The sequence below is a fragment of the Phenylobacterium sp. RIFCSPHIGHO2_01_FULL_69_31 genome, from assembly GCF_001824475.1.
Taxonomy (GTDB): domain Bacteria; phylum Pseudomonadota; class Alphaproteobacteria; order Caulobacterales; family Caulobacteraceae; genus Phenylobacterium.
On record NZ_MHXN01000007.1, the window covers coordinates 59,566 to 78,951 of the forward strand.

Here is a 19,386-nt window from a genome sequence, read left to right on the forward strand (position 1 = left end):
GACAGCGCCTGCGGCGCGCTGAGCGCGACGGCCCAGCGCCCAGGCCTAGAATCCCAGCGGCCGGTAGGGGCCGAGGATGAGCTGTTCGAAGACGCCGACGCCCTGCTGGTCGGGCTGGCCCGGGACGGACAGGGTCGCCTTGCTGATCGCCTGGATGTGCAGGTTGCTCATGTCGTTGGGGTCGAAGTTGGCGACGTCGATGTCCTCGCGCGCCACGGCCAGTTCGCCCTTGAGGGCGCCGTGCCGCCACTCGCCGCCGTAGCCGATGCCTTTCATCAGGAAGGTGTTCAGCGGCTCGATCTTCACGGTGGCGGCGCCCTGCTCCATCGGGATAGTCAGGACCCCGCCCTTGGCGTGGCGCGTGCCGGGGATCAGTTCGGTGGCCATGGTGGCCGCGTCCGTGTGATAGCCGCCGTCGGGGCCCGCGCCGTCCTCGAGGATCACGGCCCGGGTGTTCCAGGGCTTGCCGTCCGGGTCGGCGTTGATGTGGAAATAGACGCTGCGGTCCTGGAAGTTCAGCGGCGACCACTGCCAGAAGAAGCCGGTGATCCCGGCGCCCGGCGTCGGCTGAGGATCGGGCGCGCCCACGGGGCGGATACCCCAGGAGCGGTCGCGGGTGCCGACCCAACCGGAGACCTCGATCCGCTCGCCGTCCACCTCCAGCCAGCCCGAGGCGCGGACGTTCTGGGTCAGGCGGGTGTAGTCCATGAACAGGCGCGGCCCGTTGCGCTTGACGAACCGCGGCTCCTCGATGGGAAAGGCGCGGCCCTCGAAGACGATCTCGCCGGCGATCCCCTCGGCCTTGGTCACCGTGACCTTGAGCTTCTGCAGCGGTTCCAGGATGTCGATGCTGATCGGCCCGACGCTCAGGTCCATCCGTTCCAGCCCCAAGACCCGCGAGGCGTGCAGGCAGCGCTCCTTGCCATCCTTGACGATGGCGATGTGGGCGTCGGCCACGTTCAGAGCCGGATAGACCCCGTAGGCGACGGCGACGAAGGCCGATCCGTCCTGGGCGTAGGCGTTGAAGAAATAGCGGTCGTAGAAATTCCGGTCCGAGCCCGCATAGGCGATCGGCTCCGGGGTCTGGTGGATCGGGTAGTCGTCGCCCTTGGTGAGCATCGATCTGGCGCCTCCGGTTGACGCGCGGTCATGCTTGCGGGCCGTCGCGTGGGGGTATCAACATCGCCACGATAAGAACAACGAGAGGCGTCGTCCCGCATGACCTCGCGTCAGGCCGGCGACGAATTTGCGATGGGTGTCATGACCGCTTCCGACCACCGGATTCCGCAGCCGCTGGCCGACAGCTTGGCCACGCCCGCCGCCTATGCCGACGGCACGATCCACGAGAGCTATCGCTGGCTTCGGCAGAACGAGCCGATGGGGGTGGCCAAGATCGAAGGCGTCGATCCGTTCTGGGTGGCCACCCGGCACGCCGACATCCTGGAGATCAGCCGCCAGAACGACCTGTTCCATAACGGCGATCGCTCGCCCACCCTGACCAGCCAGGCGGTGGACAAGAAGGTGCGCGAGATGATGGGCGGCAGCCCGCACTTGCTGCGCACCCTGATCCACATGGACGCGCCGGACCATCACAAGTACCGCGCCCTGACCCAGGCCTGGTTCATGCCCCAGAACCTGAAGAAGCTGGAGGACCGCATCCGGGTGATCGCCCGCGCCTCGGTCGACAAGATGGCGGCCAAGGGCGGCGAGTGCGACTTCGTCAACGAGGTGGCCCTGCACTTCCCGCTGCACGTGATCATGGAGATCCTGGGCGTGCCGGAGAGCGACGAGCCCCGGATGCTGAAGCTGACCCAGGAGCTGTTCGGCGCTGCGGATCCGGAGCTGGGTCGCGGCGGCCAGGCCGCGACGTTCGTGGATGCGCCCGACCGCGACTTCGACTTCGGCGTGATCGTCGACTTCTCGAACTATTTCCGGGCCCTGTCGGAGGCGCGCAGAGCCAATCCCACCGACGACCTGGCCAGCGTCATCGCCAACAGCCAGATCGACGGGGCCCCGATCTCGGACCTGGAGGCGATGAGCTACTACATCATCGTAGCGACGGCCGGGCACGACACGACCTCGTCGTCCACGGGCGGGGCCATGTGGGCTCTAGCGGAAAATCCGGGCGAGTTTCGGAAGGTGAAGGCGGACCCGTCGCTGATCCCCGGCCTGGTGGACGAGAGCATCCGCTGGACGACGCCGGTGAAGACCTTCATGCGCACGGTCACCGCCGACACCGAGTTCGCCGGCCGGTCGATGAAGAAGGATGACTGGCTGATGCTCTGCTACGCCTCGGGCAACCGCGACGAGGCGGTGTTCGAGGCGCCCGACGAGTTTCGGGTGGACCGCAAGCCCAACAAGCACTTGGCGTTCGGCTATGGCGCCCACCTGTGCCTCGGCCAGCACCTGGCCAAGATGGAGATGCGGATCCTCTGGGAGGAACTGATCCCGCGGCTGGAATCCGTTGAACTGGCAGGGGAGCCGGCCAACAGCCAGGCGGTGTTCGTGAACGGTCCCAAGCGCCTGCCGATCCGCTTCAAGATGGCCTGACGTGAGCCATCCGCTCGAGCCGCGGCTGGCGGCCTACATCGCCGGGAAGATGCCGGGGGCGAGCGATGTCGCGGTGTCGGCCCTGGAGCGGATCTCGGGCGGGGCCAGCCGCGAGACCTATCGTTTCGTGCTGAGTTGGACAGAGGGCGCGGCCGCACGCGAACGCCGGCTGATCCTGCGCCGCGATCCACCCGCCAGCCTGATCGACACCGAGCGCCGGGTGGAGTTCGAGGCGTACCGCGCGTTCGCCGGCACAGCGGTGCCGGTGCCGGAGATGCTGTGGCTGGAGGAAGGCGAGGCGGCGCTCGACCATCCGTTCTTCGTCGCCGAGGAGATCGCGGGCTTCCAGGCCTCGCCGCAGATGCTGCTCTCCGGCGCCTACGACGCCGTCCTGCCCAAGGTCGCCGAGCGCAAGTGGACCATCCTGGGCGAGATCGCCCGGGCCGACCCGGCGCCGCTCGCCCGGTGGATGGAGGCGCCGGCCCTCGACGCCTGCTGGCGGCGCGAGCTCGACCACTGGGAAGCCCTGATCGACAAGGACCAGGCCGAGCCGCTGCCCGTCACCCGCGCCGCCATCCGCTGGCTGCGCGCCAACCCGCCGCCGCCGGCGCAGAAGCTGAGCGTCGTCCACGGCGACTTCCGGACCGGCAACTTCCTGTTCGACGCGGCGGGGGACATCCAAGGCGTGCTGGACTGGGAGATGAGCCACCTGGGCGATCCGCTGGAGGACCTGGGCTGGAGCCTGCAGCCGGTCTGGAGCTTCGGCCGCGCCGGACGGGCCGGCGGGCTAGCCAGCCCCGACGAGGCGGTCGCCATCTGGGAACACGCCAGCGGGCTGAAAGCCGACCCGGCGGCCCTGCACTGGTGGATTCTGTTCAACTGCGTGAAGGGCCAGGGCATCTGGGTGGGCTCGGCCGCCGCCTTCAACCGCGGGGGCAACCGGGCGCCGATCATGATCTACCCCGCCTGGTGGCTCATCAACGCGCAGGACCGGGCCATGCTGCAGGTGATGGGACGCCTATGAACCCGCCCGTGCCCCCCGTGCTGGCCGAACTGGCCGGCCTCCTGATGAAGAACGCCATGCCGGGCGTGCCGGAGCCCGAGCGCGCCTCGGACCTGTCACTCTCGGCCATGCTGCTGATGGTGGCGGGCGAGGTCTGGGACCGGCAGGCGCATATCCTGGTGGAGGAGAACCGGGCCGTCCGCGCCCTGCTGGGCGAGACCGGGGAGGATGCGGACCTGCGCCTTTCGGTGCTCCAGGCCGAGAACGACCGGCTGCGCGCCGCGCTGATCGAAGCCCATGCGGCCGCGGAGGCGGCGGGCGACCAGGCCCGGCAGGATGCGATCTGGGCCGAACTGGTGGCTGCGACCGAGCGCCGCAAGTTATCCACAGCGCCGGTGTAGGCCCGTTAATCGGGGGGAAGCCCTACCGCGCGCAAAATCCGCCACAACAAGAGAGGTGGGTGATGGCGGCGAACGCGAAGCTCCAGCCGGTCGATCCGGTGATCGAAAAGCTCAAGAGCGGCGAGTACGAGCGCCAGCTCGACCTGTTCCAGGACATCATCGACGAGGCCGCGGCCGTGCTGCGCCAGGCGCATGCGGCCATGAAGGCCGAGAACACCCTGCGCAGCTAGCGGCCGGGGCCGGCCGCGGGCTCACGTCGCGGGCGCGACGGGCGTCAGGAACGTCCGCTCCTCGGACAGGATGAACCGCATCTGCTGAGCCATGGCGAAGTTCGCCGCGCCGGCGGCGTCCGTCTTCAGGCGCGTGCGGTAGGCCTCGTAGGCGGCCAGGCTGTCGAACGAAATCAGCGCCAGCGCCACGTTGTTGGTCCCCTCGTGCGGCAGGAAGTAGCCGATCAGGTCGCCGCCGCAGGCCGGAATGATGGTCAGCCAGTTCCGCGCATAGGCCTCGAAGGCGTCGCGCTGGAAGGGATCGATGACATAGCGGATGCAGCAGGTGACGGTCATGGCGGGCTCCGGTTGAGGGCCTGCGGGATAGCCGCCCCCGGCGCATCCGGGTTTCGCTCGCGGACGAAGCGTCCTCGCGCGCCAGCGGCTATGCTGGCCCGATGAAGGTTGGGCCGGACATCACCCGCATCGCCGCCCTGCTGGGAGATCCGGCGCGGGCCAACATGCTGTCGGCGCTGATGGGCGGGCAGGCGCTTACCGCCGGCGAACTGGCCCGGGAGGCGGGCGTCACGCCCCAGACCGCCAGCGCGCACCTCGCCAAGCTGGAGGCCGGCGGCCTGCTGACCCGCCGCCATCAGGGCCGCCACAACTACTTCGTCCTGGCGAGCCTCGATGTGGCCGAGGTGATGGAGCAGCTCGCGATCCTGGCCGGCCGCGCGGGTCACATGCGCACCCGGCCCGGACCGAAGGATCCGGCCCTGCGCCGGGCCCGCGTCTGCTACGACCACCTGGCCGGCGACGCCGGCGTGGCCATGCTGGACGCCCTGGTCGCCCAGGGCCGGATCGCCGAGCACGCCGGCTCTCTGGTGCTCACGGATACGGGGCGCGCCTTCGCCCGCGACTTTGGGGCGGCCTGGGAGGAGACCGGGCGCCGCCCGCTGTGCAAGGCCTGTCTCGACTGGAGCGTCCGCCGCAGCCATCTGGCCGGCGTCCTGGGCGCAGCGCTGCTGGCGCGGATCTATGCGCTGGGCTGGGCCCGCCGGGTGGACGGGACCCGCGTCGTCGCCTTCAGCGCGCCGGGCCTCCTGGCGTTCGAGCGCACCTTCGGCCCTATCGCGCCGGACGTCCCAGCCGCAGCAGCACGGGCCAGCCCCCGCTGACCATCGCGGCGGCCACCGCGACGCCGATGGCCTGCCATCCCGGCAGGGCCACCTTGAACATGTCGGCGAGGAACGGCACGGCCACCACCAGTGTCATGGCCGCCGCGACAGCCCCGGCGATGGTCCAGTAGGTCCGGTGTTGCGGGACGAAGATCCGGCCCGACGCGGCGCTGTCGGTCAGGGCCAGCACCAGGTTGGCGAGGACCAGGGCCCCGAAGGCCGCGCCGCGCGCCTGGGCCTCGACCATCTGCGGCAGCGCCCAGAGATAGACGGCCAGCACAGCCGCCAGCACTCCGGCGCCCTGCAGGAGCGCGAGCCCGATCTGGGCCGGGCCGAACAGCGGCTCGTCCGGCCGGCGGGGCTTGCGCTTCATCGCGCCCGCCTCGCTGGGCTCGGCCTCGAAGACGAGGGAGCAGGTCGGGTCGATCACCAGCTCCAGCAGCACCACGTGCATCGGCAACAGGAGGGGCGGAAGGCCCAGCAGCACCGGCGCCAGCGCCAGGCCGGCGATGGGCACGTGGATGGCTGTGATGTAGGTCAGCGCGCGCCGAAGGTTCGCGAAGATCCGCCGGCCCAGGCGGACACCGCCGACGATGCTGGCGAAACTGTCGTCCAGCAGGACGAGGTCCGCGGCCTCGCGCGCCACGTCCGAGCCGCGCCGGCCCATGGCCACGCCGATATGGGCGGCCTCCAGCGCCGGGGCGTCGTTCACGCCGTCGCCGGTCATGGCCACGACCTCGCCGTCCGCCTTGAGGGCCTCGACGACGCGCAGCTTCTGGGCGGGCACGATGCGGGCGAACACGCGGACCGTCTGCAGCTTCTGGCAGAGCGCCTCGAACGGCAGGTCCTCGACGTCCTGGCCCAGCAGGACGCCGGCCTCGGTGTCGATGCCGGCTGAACGCGCGATGGCGAGGGCGGTGGAGGGATGGTCGCCGGTGATCATCACCACCTTGATGCCGGCGCCCTTCGCCTCGGCGAGCGCGGCCGGCACGTCGGGACGAAGCGGGTCCAGGAAGCCCAGGAGGCCCGCGAAGTCGAACCGGACGTCGGCGGGGTCGTCGGCGGTCCAGGCTTGGACCTGCGCCTGGGCGACGCCCAGCACGCGAAGGCCCGCCTCCGCGTAGGCGTGGATCACGCCCTGGAGGCGCTCGATCTCGCCCTCATCCAGACGGCAAAGGCGGAAGATCGCCTCGGGCGCGCCCTTGGCCGCCGCGATCCGCCCGCCGTCCGACAGCGGCCAGAGCTGCACCACGGCCAGCCGTCCCGGGATCAGGGGCCAGGCCCGCTCGGGTTCGGGGCTGGCCACCCCGAGGGCCGCCCGTTCGCCGCCGAGGGTCCTGACGGCCTTGTCCATCGGGTCCACGGGCCGGACCGCCGAGGCCAGCGCCGCGACGCGAAGCACCTCGGCGGCGGGACCATCGGCCGGGGTCCCGTCGGCGATGGGCGTGTCGGCGGCGGGCGTCCAGACGCGCGCCACCCGCATGCGGTTCTCGGTGAGGGTGCCGGTCTTGTCCACGCACAGCACGCTGGCGCCGCCCAGGGTCTCGATGACCGCTCCCCGCCGGGCCAGCACCTGGTGGGTCGCCAGCCTCCAGGCGCCCAGCGCCATGAAGACCGCCAGCACCATGGGGAACTCTTCCGGGATCAGCGAGATCGCCAGCGTGATCCCGGCCAGGGCCCCGCCCATCCAGTCGTCGCGCATCAGGCCATAGGCGACCACGATGACGCCGCAGAACCCCAGCGCCACGATCCCCAGCAGGCCGACCAGGCGCGCGGCGGTCTTCTGCAGCGGCGTCGGCGCCTGGACGATCTCGGCCAGCGACGCGCCGATCTGGCCGAGGGCCGAAGCCGGGCCCGTGCGGGTCAGCCGGACGACGCCCTGGCCGCGCACCACCATCGTTCCGGCGAAGACGTAGGGGCCCGTCTCGGCCCCGGGGACGGGATCGGCGTCGGGCGCGTCCACGGACGGCTGCTTGGAGACCGGCGCGCTTTCGCCGGTGAGCGCTGACTCGTCGACGCTGAGCACGTCTCCCGACACCAGCACCCCGTCGGCCGGCAGGCGCTCGCCCTCGCCGATCAGCAGGATGTCGTCGGGAACGAGGTCGCGGGCCGCGATATGCCGCTCGGCCCCGCCGCGGATGACGCGCGCACGCGGCTGCGCGAGCTCGCGCAGGGCGCCCAGGGCGCGTTCGCTGCGCGCTTCCTGGGCGATCACCAGCCCGATGGCGGCGGCGGCGCCCAGGACCAGGAACAGCCCCTCGCCCAGGTCGCCGACCACCAGATAGAGCAGGGCCGCTCCCATGAGCAGGAGGAACATCGGCTCGCGCATGGTCTCGCGGGCGATCTGCCAGATCGACCGGCCGCCACCGGTCGCGATCTCGTTGGGCCCGACGACCTCAAGGCGCCGCGCGGCCTCCTCGTCGCTGAGGCCCGTGAGCGGGTCCGGACCGGAAGGGACGCTCATCGGCGGAAGCTCTTTCGTGCGGCGGCTGGGCCTCTTCCCCGACTAGCACGGCCTTCGCCTTGATGCAGGTCAGGCGCCTAGCGCTGGCGTCGCGCATCCTCGGTGGCGGCGTTCAGCTTGCGGATGCGCTCCTCGTAAAGCGCCGCCAGACGGGCGGGGTCCGTCACGGGGCTGCGCGCGTCGCGCCAGGCAAGCTGCCGCTGGCGCAGGATCGTCCGGTCGGCATGGGCCTCGATGGCCTCGGCATAGGCGCGCCGAAGGTCGCGCTGCAGTCGCTGGAGATCTGGGTCGGCGCAGATCGTGCGGTCGGCCGGGGTCTCGGCCGCGGCCAGGCAACCCTCGGCCTCGGCCGTCGAAGCTTGTGGCGGCTCTTCAGCGGCCTCCGGCGTGGTCTCAGACTGAGCAGCGGCTTCCGGCGCTTCGGAGGTGGGCAGCGCCGCAGAGGTCTCCGCCATGTCGGGCGCTGGGGGCTCGGCGGCCGGGGCCGGCTCGACCGTCGGCGGGGCCGGCGCATCTATGGGTGTCGGGGCCGCGATCTCGGCTTGCAGGACCGCCAGTTCCGCGGACGACGACGGCGTCTCGGCGCCGCCGCTCGCCAACCAGGCGCCCAGGGCCACGCCCATGGCGGCGCCCGCCACGAACGTCCCGGCGGGCAGGCCCCAGCGGCGGCGGCCTTCGCGTGGCGCTCGCCCCAGCGTCAGGTTCGCGGCTGGATCCGGCGGCGGCTCGGGCTCGGCTTCGGCGAAGTCGTCGCGGCGCTCCAGCGGATCGCCGAGCTCCATCGAGATGACCCGCGGCTCTGCCGGACGGCGCGATCGCCTCTGAGGCCCCGCCTCGCGGCGTCGGGCCATCTCCTCGAGGATCTGATAGGATTGCGTGGCCAAGCCCCGCTCGCGCGAGGAGTCCAGTAGTCGGCGCAGCTCGGCCCCATTGAGGGCGGATAGGTCAAGGTTGGGCAAGCGTCTTCCCCGGGCGCAATTCGACATCGTCGCCGGCGCCCGTCCTTCGCCAGCAGCCCACTATCGCCTCGAACCGCCGAACTTGAACAGCGTCATTTTATCGCTGGGTGGCCTCGGGTTGCGAATGTAACGACCCTCTCGTCGCGTCCCTTGCCCATCCGCTGACCAGCCCGCGCCCATTTCTCAGCATCCGGTAGGATTCCCGGCACGCGGCGCGCAGTCTCACTCCCCACGGCCCAGCCGACCTCTGTAGGCCGGATGCCAAGAACACGGGCGAGCGAGGGGTGCGTATGGACACGGGACGGCGGACGCCGACGCGGCGGCAGTTGCTGAACGCGATCGGTCTGATGGGCGGGACCGCGGCGGTCTATCAGATGATGACGACCTTCGGCCACGCGGCCGAGACGCGCTTCCCCGGGCCGCCCAACCTTTCGGGCGCACGCAAGGGCTCCACCGTCATCGTGCTGGGCGCGGGCCTGGCCGGGATGCTGGCGGCGTTCGAGCTGGAGAAGGCCGGCTACAAGGTCCAGATCCTGGAATTCCAGAACCGCCCCGGCGGCCGAAACTGGTCCCTGTATGGCGGCGACAAATACACGGAGATGGGCGGGGCGACGCAGACCGTCGGCTTCGCCAAGGGCAACTACCTGAACCCCGGGCCCTGGCGGATTCCCCACCACCACAAGACCCTGCTGCACTACTGCAAGGCGTTCGGCGTAGCGCTGGAGCCGTTCATCCAGTTCAACCACAACACCTATGTCCACAACGTCGACGCCTTTGGCGGCACGCCGCAGCGGTTCCGCTCGCTGGCCGCGGACTTCGAGGGCAACATCGCCGAGCTGCTGGGCAAGGCCATCGACCAGAAGGCCCTCGACGCCAAGCTGACGCCCGAGGACACCGACCGTCTCAAGGAGGCGCTGCGCGGCTGGGGCATGCTCGACAAGGACATGCGCTACGTGAAGGGCATGGCGTCTTCGAGCCACCGTGGCTTCGAGCTGCCGCCCGGCGGCGGGGTGAACGGCGCGCCCAAGCCCTCGGACCTGCTGCCGTTCGACCAGGTGCTGAGGTCGGGCATCGCAGCGAACATGTCGTTCTTCATGAACGACGAGTTCCAGACCACGATGTTCCAGCCGGTGGGCGGCATGGGGAAGATCGGCGAGGGCTTCGCCAAGAAGGTGGGCCACCTGATCACCTACAACGCCAAGGTGACCAAGCTTTTCCAGGACAAGTCCGGGGTCTCGGTGACCTATACCGACACCCTGAAGGGGGCCGTGACGACGGCCCAGGCGGACTTCTGCGTCTGCACCATCCCGCTGACCGTGCTGAGCCAGATCGAGAACAACCTGTCGGAGAAGAAACAGGCCGCCATCGCGGCGGTGCCCTATTCCAACTCGGTGAAGGTCGGCCTGGAGATGCGCCGCCGGTTCTGGGAAGAGGACCAGGACATCTTCGGCGGGCATTCCTTCACGAGCCAGGAGATCGGCCTGATCTCCTACCCGAACAACAACTTCTTCCAGGACGGGCCGGCGGTGCTGCTGGGCGCGTTCGCGGGCGGGCCGGGGGGCTACCGGCTGGGCGGGATGACGCCGGAGGAGCGGATCGAGGTGGCCCTGGCCCAGGGTTCGGTCTTCCACCCGCAGCAGTACCGCAAGGAGTTCCTGAACGGCGCCTCGGTGGCCTGGAACCGGGTTCCCTGGGTGCTCGGCTGCTGCGCCCGCTGGAACGAGGACACCCGACGCGAGCACTATCAGGAGCTGGTGGCGCTGGAGGACCGGGTCGTCCTGGCCGGCGAGCACGCCTCCTACGTCGGCTGCTGGATGGAAGGCTCGCTGCTGTCGGCCCTCGACGCCATCACCCGCCTGCACAAGCGCGCCCTGGAGGCCTGAGCATGACGCACCGTTTCCTGAGCGCCCTGATCGCCGCGGCCGCCTTGGCCGGACCCGCCCTGGCCGACGAGCCCGGCCCCGGGGGCAGCAAGCCGCCTGTCGCCAGGACCGGCGAGGAGGTCTACCGGACCTATTGCCAGGCCTGCCATATGGCCGACGCCAAGGGCGCCGTCGGCGCAGGCGCCTTCCCGGCCCTGGCCAACAACCCGCGCCTGGGGACCACAGCCTACGCGGCCTACATCGTCGCCAACGGGAAGGGCGGCATGCCTTGGTTCAAGGACGCCCTCTCCAAGGACCAGGCCCAGGCGCTGCTCACCTACCTGCGCTCGCACTTCGGCAACGATTTCAAGGAGCCGGTGACGGCCGCCGACGTGGAGGCCTTCGGCCAGCGGCCCACCAGCCGGTTCTAGCCTGCCGCAGGGGCATCCCGTTCGGCGCGTGACAACCGCGCCCGTCTCGTCTTTCCTGGCGCGCCTGCTATTTCGCAGGCCAAAACAAACCGGAATTTCGAAGGGACGGATTTCAGGATGCCCCCACGCATGTTGCCGGAGCCGACTCCGGAGACGAGACATTTCTGGGACGGGTGCAAGGAAGGCGAGCTTCGCCTCCAGCGCTGCACCTCCTGCCACGACAGCTATTTCCCGCCGCGCCCGTTCTGCCCCAAGTGCGGCAGCCGCGACGTCGAGGTCTACAAGGCCAGCGGCGAGGCCATCTTGTGGTCGTACGTCATCAACCAGCGCCCGCGCCCCGACATGGGGACCGAGCCCTACGCCATCGCCGTGGTGAAGCTGGCTGAGGGACCTACCATGATGACCAACATCGTGGACTGTCCGCAGACGCCCGAGGCCCTGCAGCTCGACATGCCCCTGAAGGTGTCGTTCGCCAAGCAGACCGACGACATCACCCTTCCGCTTTTCGCCCCGGCGGAGGGCTAAGCGTCATGAGCTGGAAACAGAAATCCGTGGCCGTGGTCGGCGCCGCCGAGACCACGAAGATGGGCAAGATCCCGGAGGTCTCCGTGATCGGCCTGCACGCCGACGCCGCCCTGAACGCCATGGCCGACGCCGGCCTGAAGCCCTCCGACATCGACGGCGTGGCGACCGCCGGGATCAGCCCGGTGGAGCTGGCGCATTATCTGGGGATCAAGCCCACCTACGCCGACGGCACCAGCGTCGGCGGCTGCTCGTTCATGCTCCACGTGCGGCACGCGGCGGCGGCGATCAACGCGGGCCTCGCCAACACCATCCTGATCACCCACGGCGAGAGCGGCCGCTCCCGCGTCGGCGCCGGCGGCTGGCCGCGCTCGCCCGCGAGCCTGCAGGGCCAGTTCGAAATGCCCTACGGTCCCGTCGGGCCGCCCAGCATGTTCACGGTCCCGGTGCTCCGATACCTCAAGACCTATGGCCTCAAACCCGAGGACATGGCGCCGGTGGCGGTGATCCAGCGGGAATGGGCGGCGAAGAATCCGCGGGCCTCGTACAAGGACCCGCTGACGGTCGACGACGTGATGAACGCCGACATGATCGCCTGGCCCTTCACCAAGCTGATGTGCTGCCTGGTCACGGACGGGGGCGGCGCGCTGATCCTGACGTCCGCCGAGCGGGCCAAGGACTTCCCGCAGAAGCCCGTCTATGTGCTGGGCGCTGGCGAGAGCGTCGAGACGCCGATGGTGTCGCAGATGTACGACTTCACCTCGTCCACGGCGTTCAAAGTCTCGGGGAAGAAGGCGTTCGAAACGGCCGGCATCGGCCACGCCGACGTCGATCACCTGATGATCTACGACGCCTTCGCTCACCTGCCCCTGTACGGCCTGGAGGATCTGGGCTTCTGCAAGCCGGGCGAGGCGGCGGCGTTCGTCCGCGAGCGGAACACCGCGCCGGGCGGGAGCCTGCCACTCAATACCAACGGCGGCGGGCTCAGCTACATGCACTCCGGCATGTACGGCATGTACGCCCTGCAGGAGAGCGTGCGGCAGATGCGCGGGATCGCCCCGGCGCAGGTGGAGGGCGCAAAGATCAGCGTCTGTCACGGCGTGGGCGGGATGTTCGCCGCCTCGGGGACGATCATCTTTTCGAACGAGGCGCCGTAGGGGCGTCGGCGATCGCGCGCTTTTCCTCGCCGCCAGAGAGGAGAAGCGCGCGTTCTCGCTTGCCGGATGGACTGTGGCTCCGGCGCATCGCATCGGAGCTGACATCCCACTGTCGTGTAATCGATAACATCCATCCCTAAGGCGGCCCCCAGTTTCGAAAGCTGGGGATCCCACCATGAAGTTCGCGCTGCTCGCCGCCGCCTCGGCGGCCGTCCTCTCGCTGGCGTCCGCCGCCCAGGCCGCCGAGGCCGATGAGGCCGGTACGGTCGAGGAACTGGTCGTCACCGGGCGCGCCGGCTCGGAAGCCCAGAAGCGGATCGAGGCCTCGTACGCCATCACAACGGTCTCCGAGGAGAAGCTGCGCATGCAGTCCCCGCCCAGCGTGGCGGAGGTGCTGAAGAACGTGCCCGGCCTGTGGGTCGAGGCGTCCGGCGGCGTGGGCGGCGCCAACATCCGCGCCCGGGGCATCCCCATCGAGGGCTTCGCGGCCATCGCCCTGCAGGAAGACGGCCTGCCGGTGCAGCACGACGGCGGCCTGGGCTTCCTCAACACCGACTTCTCGTTCCGGATGGACGAGACGGTGAACCGCGTGGAGGTGGTCCGCGGCGGCCCCTCCTCGATCTTCGCCTCCTATGCGCCGGGCGGGACGATCAACTTCATCACCCGCAGGGCCACCCAGCCCTTCGAAGGCTTGGCCAAGGCCGAGGTCGGCGACTGGGGCTATTGGCGGGGCGACGCCTGGATGGGCGGCGTGGTCGGAGGTTTCCGCCTGGGCCTGGGCGGCTACTACCGCCAGGACGACGGCGTGCGCGACCCGGGCTTCGACGCCAACAAGGGTGGGCAGGTCCGGTTCCAGGTGGGGCGTGATTTCGAGAACGGCTCGATCGACTTCAACGTCAAGCACATCGACGACAACACGATCTTCTACCTGCCGGTGCCGCTGACCTTCGATTCCAAGGGCGATACGGCCGAGATCCCCGGCTTCGACGCCACCACCGGCACCCTGGCGGGCCCGGAGACCGGCAAGCTGACCTTCCGCACCAACCGCGGCCCCTTCCTGTTCGACCAGACCAAGGGCTCTGACCTGAAGCTGACGCAGTACACTCTGTCGGGAACGCTGGACCTGGCCGGCTGGCAGATCCGCAACGGCTTCCGCTATCGCACCAGCGACCTGACCCGCTCGGCGTTCTTCCCCAACACGCCGGTGCTGGCGTCGGCGCGGATCGCCCAGGACCAGGGCCGCGCCCCGGCCGGCAGCGTCGGCCGGCTGACCTACGTCAACGGCGGCCAAGCCTTCGACGTGGCGAACCAGAACGGCACGGGCCTCGTCATGGACGCCTTCCTGCGCACGCAGGACATCACCCTGGACGAAACGATCAACGACCTGCGCTTCACCCGGACCTTCGAGATGGGCGGCCAGCGGCACAACGTGGCGTTCGGCATCTACTACGCCAAGGCCGAGGAGACCTTCTTCCAGCAGGGCGCCGCGGTGCTGGTGGATGTGCGCGAGAACGCCCGCCTCCTTAACCTCAGCTTCGTGAACGCCGCCGGCGCCACCGTGGCGCAGATGACCGAGAACGGCTTCTCGCGGTACGGCAGCCAGTTCAACAACGCCGAGGGCGAGTCCGAGACCTGGGCGCTGTACGCGGCCGACGAGTGGAACATCACCGACAAGCTGCGCATCGATTTCGGCGCCCGCTGGGAGCGGATCGAACTGACCGGCCGCAACGAGGGAAGCTCGACGATCAACCTGAACCAGTCCCCGACGCTGGCGGACGACCAGGCGATCAGCGGCAACGGCGTCTTCACGCCCCTGGACCGCAGCTTCGACGACTGGGGCGCGACGGTCGCCGTGAACTACCAGTTCTCGCCCGATTTCGGCGCCTACGCCCGCTACACCAAGGGCTTCCGCCTGCCCTCGCTGGGCGACTTCATCACCAACCCGACGAACACCTCGCCGCGGCCGTCGACCAGCGACCTGTACGAGGCCGGGGTCAAGGTCGACCGGCCGATGTTCACGGCCTACCTGACCGCCTTCCTGACCAAGTTCGACAGCCAGAGCTTCGGCGAGACCCGGTACGACCAGGCCACCAACAGCTTCATCAGCCGCACCGAGTTCGCCTCCACCGAGACCTACGGCGTCGAGCTGGAAGGCACAGCGCGGCCGACCGACTGGTTCGACGTGAGCCTGAACGCCACGGTGCAGGACCCGCACCTAGGCAAGTTCATCTTCAACGAGCGGGTGGCGAAGGTTGGCGGCGCCTGCCCTCTGCCCAGCGACACGCTGACCGCCGGAACGGACTGCCTGCGCGCACGCGACTTCACGGACAACACCATCGTCCGCACGCCCAAGGTCAGCCTGCGGGTGACGCCCGGCGTGAACCTGTTCGACGGTCGCGTCCGCGCAGAGCTGGACCTGCAGTACTACGGCAAGCGGTTCTCGGACCTGGCCAACACCCTGACCATCCCGGACTACTACCTGCTGAACGCCCAGGTGCGCTGGAACGTCACCGACCAGCTCACGGTCCACGCCTATGGCACGAACCTGACCAACGAGATCGGCCTGACCGAGGGCAACCCCCGCGCCGGTCAGTTCATCTCGGGCGAGACGGGGGCGAAGTACTACCTGGCCCGTCCGGAGCTGGGCCGGACGTTCAAGGCCGCCGTGCTATACCGCTTCTGATGCGGGGCCGGCTCATTTCGATGATCGCGGGCGCGGTGGCTTCGGCCGCCGCGCTCGTCGCCTTGCCGGCCGCCGCCGAGACCCTGACGCTCACCGGCGTCATGACCGGGGCCGACCACCAGACCTATCGTGAGGTCCCGTTCAAGGTCCCGCCCGGGACCGCGTCGGTGACCGTGGAATTCGCCTATACGGGCAAGGACCAGAAGTCGGTGATCGACTTAGGCATCCGCGACCCGCAGCGGTTGCGTGGCTGGAGCGGCGGCAACAAGGCCAGGTTCACCCTGACCGAGACGTGGGCGACACCGTCCTACCTGCCCGGGCCACTGCCGGCCGGCGAGTGGAAGCTGATCCTGGGCGTCCCCAACCTGCGCAAGGACGGCCGCGCCGACTACACCGCCACGATCACCCTGGACCGCAGCCCGGTGTTCCACGGCTTCGCCGAGGCGCCGCTGAAGACGGGACCCGGCTGGTATCGCGGCGACCTGCACATGCACACCCAGCATTCGGACGGTTCGTGCGGCTCGCGGACGGGCAAGCGCATTCCCTGCCCGCTGTTCCGGACGCTGGAGGCGGCGACGGCGCGCGGGCTCGATTTCGTGGCGGTGACGGAACACAACACCACGGCCCACTTCCAGGACCTGGCCGAGCTGCAGCCCTACTACGACGACCTGCTGCTGATCCCCGGCCGGGAGATCACCACCTTCCACGGCCACGCCAACGTGTTCGGCGTCACGGCGCCGCTCGACTTCCAGCTGGGCGGCCAGCGGGCGCCCGACCTGAGCCGGATCCTGGACCAGGTGGAGGCGGCGAAGGGGCTCATCTCCATCAACCACCCGGGCCTGCCTTCGGGCGAAGTCTGCATGGGCTGCGGCTGGACGGCGAAGACCGACTTCGCGCGCATCCCGGCGATCGAGGCGATCAACGGGGTGAACAGCGAGGGTCCGCTGTCCGGGATCGCCTTCTGGGAGGCGCGGCTGAACGCGGGCTTCCGGATCACCGCCGTCGGCGGGTCGGACAATCACGACGCCGACCTGCCGCCCGCGCGTGGGGTCGGGACGCCCACGACCGTGGTCTGGGCGGAGAACCTCAGCCAGGACGCCATCTTGGACGGCATTCGCCAGGGCCGCACATTCGTGGACGTGCAGGGCACGCGGGATCGCCTGCTCGACGTGCGTGCGGAAGGCGGAGCACTCTCGGTCCGGGTGGCCAAGGCGGCGGGCGGGCGGCTGATGTTCGCAGGGTCGGCCGCGGCCGGCCTGTCCGATGCGGCGCCGCTTGGCGAGGACACGTCCCGCACGTTCGACCTGGCGGGACGGAAGGGCTGGCTCCGCGTCGATGTGCGGGGTCCGGACGGCAAGCTCTGGCTGCTGGGGAACCCGGTCTACCTGGACTAGGCCGCCGCCTCGTCGCGGTGCGCCTCGCCCTCTGCCATGGCGCGGACGATCGCCTCGATCAGGGCGTCGGCGCGGATGGGCTTGGAGAGGTGCTGGTCGGCGCCGGCCTCGAGACTGGCCTTCACGTGCTCGTCCAGCGCGTTGGCGGTGAGCATGATGACCGGGGTCCGCGGCGACGACTGCTCACGCTCCCGGGCGCGGAGCTGGCTGGTGGCCGAGAGGCCGTCCAGTTCGGGCATCTGCATATCCATCAGCACCACGTCGAACCGGGCGGCCTGCAGGGCCTCAAGGGCCTCGCGGCCGTTCTCGACGATGACCGGATCGATGCCGACCGAGCCCAGCACCAGCTGCACCACCTTCTGGTTGGTGGGGTGGTCCTCGGCCAGGAGGATGCGGGCGCCCGAGATGTCGAAGCCCTCGGAAGGATCCTCCTCGACCGCTTCGGCTTCGCCTTCGACCGGTTCCAGCGGCACCTGCACGGAGAACGTGGAGCCGCGCCCCGGCTCCGAGGCGACCTCGATCGTCCCGCCCATGAGTTCGACCAGCGAGCGGCTGATCGCCAGGCCCAGGCCCGTGCCGCCGAAGCGCCGGCGGATCGAGGCGTCGGCCTGCTCGAACCGGCGGAAGAGGCGCTCGCGCACATCCTCGCCGAAGCCGATGCCGGTGTCGGCGACGGTGAAACCGACGGTCCCGCCCGCGGCGTCGACCTCCAGCCGGACCTCGCCGGTCTCGGTGAACTTCACGGCGTTCGAAAGCAGGTTCGACAGCACCTGGGTCAGGCGCACCGTATCGCCGGCGAACCGCTGGTCCGCCTCGGGCGAGACCGTCCAGTGGAACGCCAGGCCCTTGGTCTCGGCGGAGGCGCGGTGCAGTTCGGCGATCCGGCTGACCAGGGTCGTCATCGAGAACTCGTCGCGCGCAAGCTTGATCTCGCCGGCCTCGATCTTCGAGAAGTCGAGGATGTCGGTCAGCACCCGCTCCAGCAGGCGGCCAGAGGCGACGATGAGCTCGGCCAGCTCCTTGCCGCGCGGCGTCTCCTGCTGGCGCGACAGCGTCTCGGAGATGGCGATCACCCCGTTCAGGGGCGTGCGCAGCTCGTGGCTCATGTTGGCCAGAAAGCGCGACTTCTCGGCGTTGGCCCGCTCCAGCTGAGCGGTGCGCTCCTGCACGCGGTCTTCCAGCGAGGCAAAGGCGACGTCGACCTTCTCGCGCTCGGCCCGCAGCGCCCGGGCCAGGACGCCGATCTCGTCGAGGCGCCGCTCTTCGGCGCCGACGTTGGGGCAGTTCGCCTCGTCGGTCTCGCAGGAGTCGGCCAGGCGCTGCAGCGGCCAGATGATCGTGCGCCGGGCCAGGAAGACCACCAGCACCGTCTGGAGCGCGGTCGCCAGGGCGCCGAGCGCCAGGACCCATGAGGCCGACTTCGCCGCGGAGGCGGCCAGCGACGCCTTGGGATAGGTCAGCATCAGATACCAGTCGGGACCTGTCAGGCGGCCGAAGGCCACCACCTGCTTGCCGTCGGGACTGTCGATGACGCCGCTATGCCGCCCGGTCTTCGCGATGGCCCCCACGAGAGCCTTCAGGCCCAGGCGGCGCTCGTACGCGGCAACGGTCCTCTCGGCCGCCTTGCCGGGCACGGTGTAGCCCGGATAGGCGATCAGCTCGCCCTTGCCCGTGACCAGCAGCGAGGACGCCCCCGGCAACGGCGTCTTCACGGCGTTGGCGAGGAATCCGGTAAGTTCGATGGACGAGCCGAAGGCGCCGACGTAGCGCCCGTCGACGTAGGCCGGCGTCAGGCAGGCCGTCGCCAGCCGCTCGCCCACCTTGTCCTGGATCAGCCGCTGGAGGTTCGTGCACCGCGTCAGGCGCTGCGGATCGTTTTGCGGGCTGGTCAGCGACGACATCTCCTCCTTCGAGATGTCGAGGTCGGCGGGCGCCTCATGCCGGTAGAACATCAGCTTGTCGGGCCGGTCGGGACCGAACAGCACCAGCCGCGTCTGTGGCGGCGTGAAGAAGTAGAAGTTGTCGTAGTCCTTGCGCGCCGCCTGGCCGAAATTCGCCACGAGTTCGAACACGGCCACCAGGGCGCGCTTCTCGTCCGGCGTCATCGCCTCGGCGCGGGTGATCAGCGCCCCCATGCCGTAGATGTATTCGCCGTCCTGCATCGCGCCGTCGAAGTACGGGTCGCGGCTGCGGCGGGTCCCGTCCGGCCGCAGGGGCATGTAGCGGTCCGCCAGCCGGTCGACCTCGGCGTCGGAGAGCCGGTCCATCCGGCGCTCCAGTTCCTCGCCGGCGGCCTGGTGCAGGGCGGTCAGGTTGGAGAACCGACGCTCCACATTGCTGGTCCGCTCCCGCACATAGTCGGCGAGGAAGCCGATCTGGCGGTTCGAAAGCTCGCGTTGGAACACGACGAAAGCGCCGAGCGCCCCGAAGATCGTCACCACCAGGGACATGATGCCGACGCTGACCAGGAACCGGCGGGAGAGGGATTTCATCGAGCGTGGAGCCTTCCTCCCGACACTCTGAACCCGGTTCATTGAAGCGGGGTAAAAGTACGGAAAATCCGACACCTATGC

At 69.7% G+C, this 19,386-nt stretch carries 16 protein-coding genes; 11 read left to right on the plus strand and 5 right to left on the minus strand.

Features of this window, described 5'->3' with window-relative positions; translation table 11 throughout:
* Positions 1–45: 45 nt before the first annotated feature.
* Positions 46–1,119, minus strand: coding sequence for a hypothetical protein (locus A2790_RS04105; RefSeq protein WP_293387889.1), 1,074 nt, complete (start codon positions 1,117–1,119; stop codon positions 46–48).
* Positions 1,120–1,260: 141 nt separating this feature from the next.
* On the opposite strand from A2790_RS04105, the gene A2790_RS04110 reads away from it, so the two are divergent.
* From A2790_RS04110 to A2790_RS04125, 4 genes are all read left to right on the plus strand, one after another.
* The gene (locus A2790_RS04110; RefSeq protein WP_293387892.1) at positions 1,261–2,550 is read left to right on the plus strand and encodes a cytochrome P450; all 1,290 of its coding nucleotides are present in this window, start codon (positions 1,261–1,263) and stop codon (positions 2,548–2,550) included.
* 1 nt (position 2,551) lies between these two features.
* Positions 2,552–3,574 carry a phosphotransferase family protein gene (locus A2790_RS04115; protein ID WP_293387895.1) on the plus strand — a complete coding sequence of 341 codons (1,023 nt, stop codon included), beginning with the start codon at positions 2,552–2,554 and terminating at the stop codon, positions 3,572–3,574.
* Positions 3,571–3,954, plus strand: coding sequence for a hypothetical protein (locus A2790_RS04120; protein ID WP_293387898.1), 384 nt, complete (start codon positions 3,571–3,573; stop codon positions 3,952–3,954). Before A2790_RS04115 ends, A2790_RS04120 begins: the two co-directional genes overlap by 4 nt.
* A 62-nt stretch (positions 3,955–4,016) precedes the next feature.
* Positions 4,017–4,184, plus strand: coding sequence for a hypothetical protein (locus A2790_RS04125; RefSeq protein WP_293387901.1), 168 nt, complete (start codon positions 4,017–4,019; stop codon positions 4,182–4,184).
* Between the two features lie 21 nt (positions 4,185–4,205).
* Here the strand turns inward: A2790_RS04125 and A2790_RS04130 are convergent, their stop codons facing one another.
* Positions 4,206–4,520: an NIPSNAP family protein gene (locus tag A2790_RS04130; protein WP_293387904.1), complete on the minus strand. Its 315-nt coding sequence runs from the start codon at positions 4,518–4,520 to the stop codon at positions 4,206–4,208.
* Between the two features lie 101 nt (positions 4,521–4,621).
* On the opposite strand from A2790_RS04130, the gene A2790_RS04135 reads away from it, so the two are divergent.
* Complete coding sequence (locus tag A2790_RS04135) at positions 4,622–5,341, plus strand: winged helix-turn-helix domain-containing protein (protein WP_293387906.1); 720 nt, start codon at positions 4,622–4,624, stop codon at positions 5,339–5,341.
* On the opposite strand, the gene A2790_RS04140 is transcribed toward A2790_RS04135, so the two are convergent.
* Positions 5,292–7,805 carry a cation-translocating P-type ATPase gene (locus tag A2790_RS04140; RefSeq protein WP_293387908.1) on the minus strand — a complete coding sequence of 838 codons (2,514 nt, stop codon included), beginning with the start codon at positions 7,803–7,805 and terminating at the stop codon, positions 5,292–5,294. The genes A2790_RS04135 and A2790_RS04140 overlap by 50 nt on opposite strands.
* Positions 7,806–7,882: 77 nt before the next feature.
* On the minus strand, positions 7,883–8,764 hold the full coding sequence (locus A2790_RS04145; RefSeq protein WP_293387910.1) for a hypothetical protein: 882 nt from the start codon (positions 8,762–8,764) through the stop codon (positions 7,883–7,885).
* 290 nt (positions 8,765–9,054) lie between these two features.
* Between A2790_RS04145 and A2790_RS04150 the strand changes: the two genes are divergently transcribed.
* The 6 genes from A2790_RS04150 to A2790_RS04175 all read left to right on the plus strand — a co-directional run bounded on the left by A2790_RS04150 (position 9,055) and on the right by A2790_RS04175 (position 16,813).
* Complete coding sequence (locus A2790_RS04150; RefSeq protein ID WP_293387912.1) at positions 9,055–10,647, plus strand: flavin monoamine oxidase family protein; 1,593 nt, start codon at positions 9,055–9,057, stop codon at positions 10,645–10,647.
* 2 nt (positions 10,648–10,649) lie between these two features.
* Positions 10,650–11,057 (plus strand): cytochrome c, encoded by a 408-nt coding sequence (locus tag A2790_RS04155; protein WP_293387914.1) that lies wholly within the window; start codon positions 10,650–10,652, stop codon positions 11,055–11,057.
* 117 nt (positions 11,058–11,174) lie between these two features.
* Positions 11,175–11,582: an OB-fold domain-containing protein gene (locus A2790_RS04160; protein WP_293387916.1), complete on the plus strand. Its 408-nt coding sequence runs from the start codon at positions 11,175–11,177 to the stop codon at positions 11,580–11,582.
* 5 nt (positions 11,583–11,587) lie between these two features.
* Positions 11,588–12,736, plus strand: a complete 1,149-nt coding sequence (locus A2790_RS04165; protein ID WP_293387918.1) for a hypothetical protein — start codon at positions 11,588–11,590, stop codon at positions 12,734–12,736.
* Between the two features lie 175 nt (positions 12,737–12,911).
* On the plus strand, positions 12,912–15,419 hold the full coding sequence (locus tag A2790_RS04170) for a TonB-dependent receptor (RefSeq protein ID WP_293387921.1): 2,508 nt from the start codon (positions 12,912–12,914) through the stop codon (positions 15,417–15,419).
* A 20-nt stretch (positions 15,420–15,439) separates the two neighbouring features.
* Positions 15,440–16,813 carry a CehA/McbA family metallohydrolase gene (locus A2790_RS04175; RefSeq protein ID WP_293387924.1) on the plus strand — a complete coding sequence of 458 codons (1,374 nt, stop codon included), beginning with the start codon at positions 15,440–15,442 and terminating at the stop codon, positions 16,811–16,813.
* On the opposite strand, the gene A2790_RS04180 is transcribed toward A2790_RS04175, so the two are convergent.
* Positions 16,810–19,305, minus strand: coding sequence for an ATP-binding protein (locus A2790_RS04180; protein WP_293387926.1), 2,496 nt, complete (start codon positions 19,303–19,305; stop codon positions 16,810–16,812). The genes A2790_RS04175 and A2790_RS04180 overlap by 4 nt on opposite strands.
* Positions 19,306–19,386: the final 81 nt, after the last annotated feature.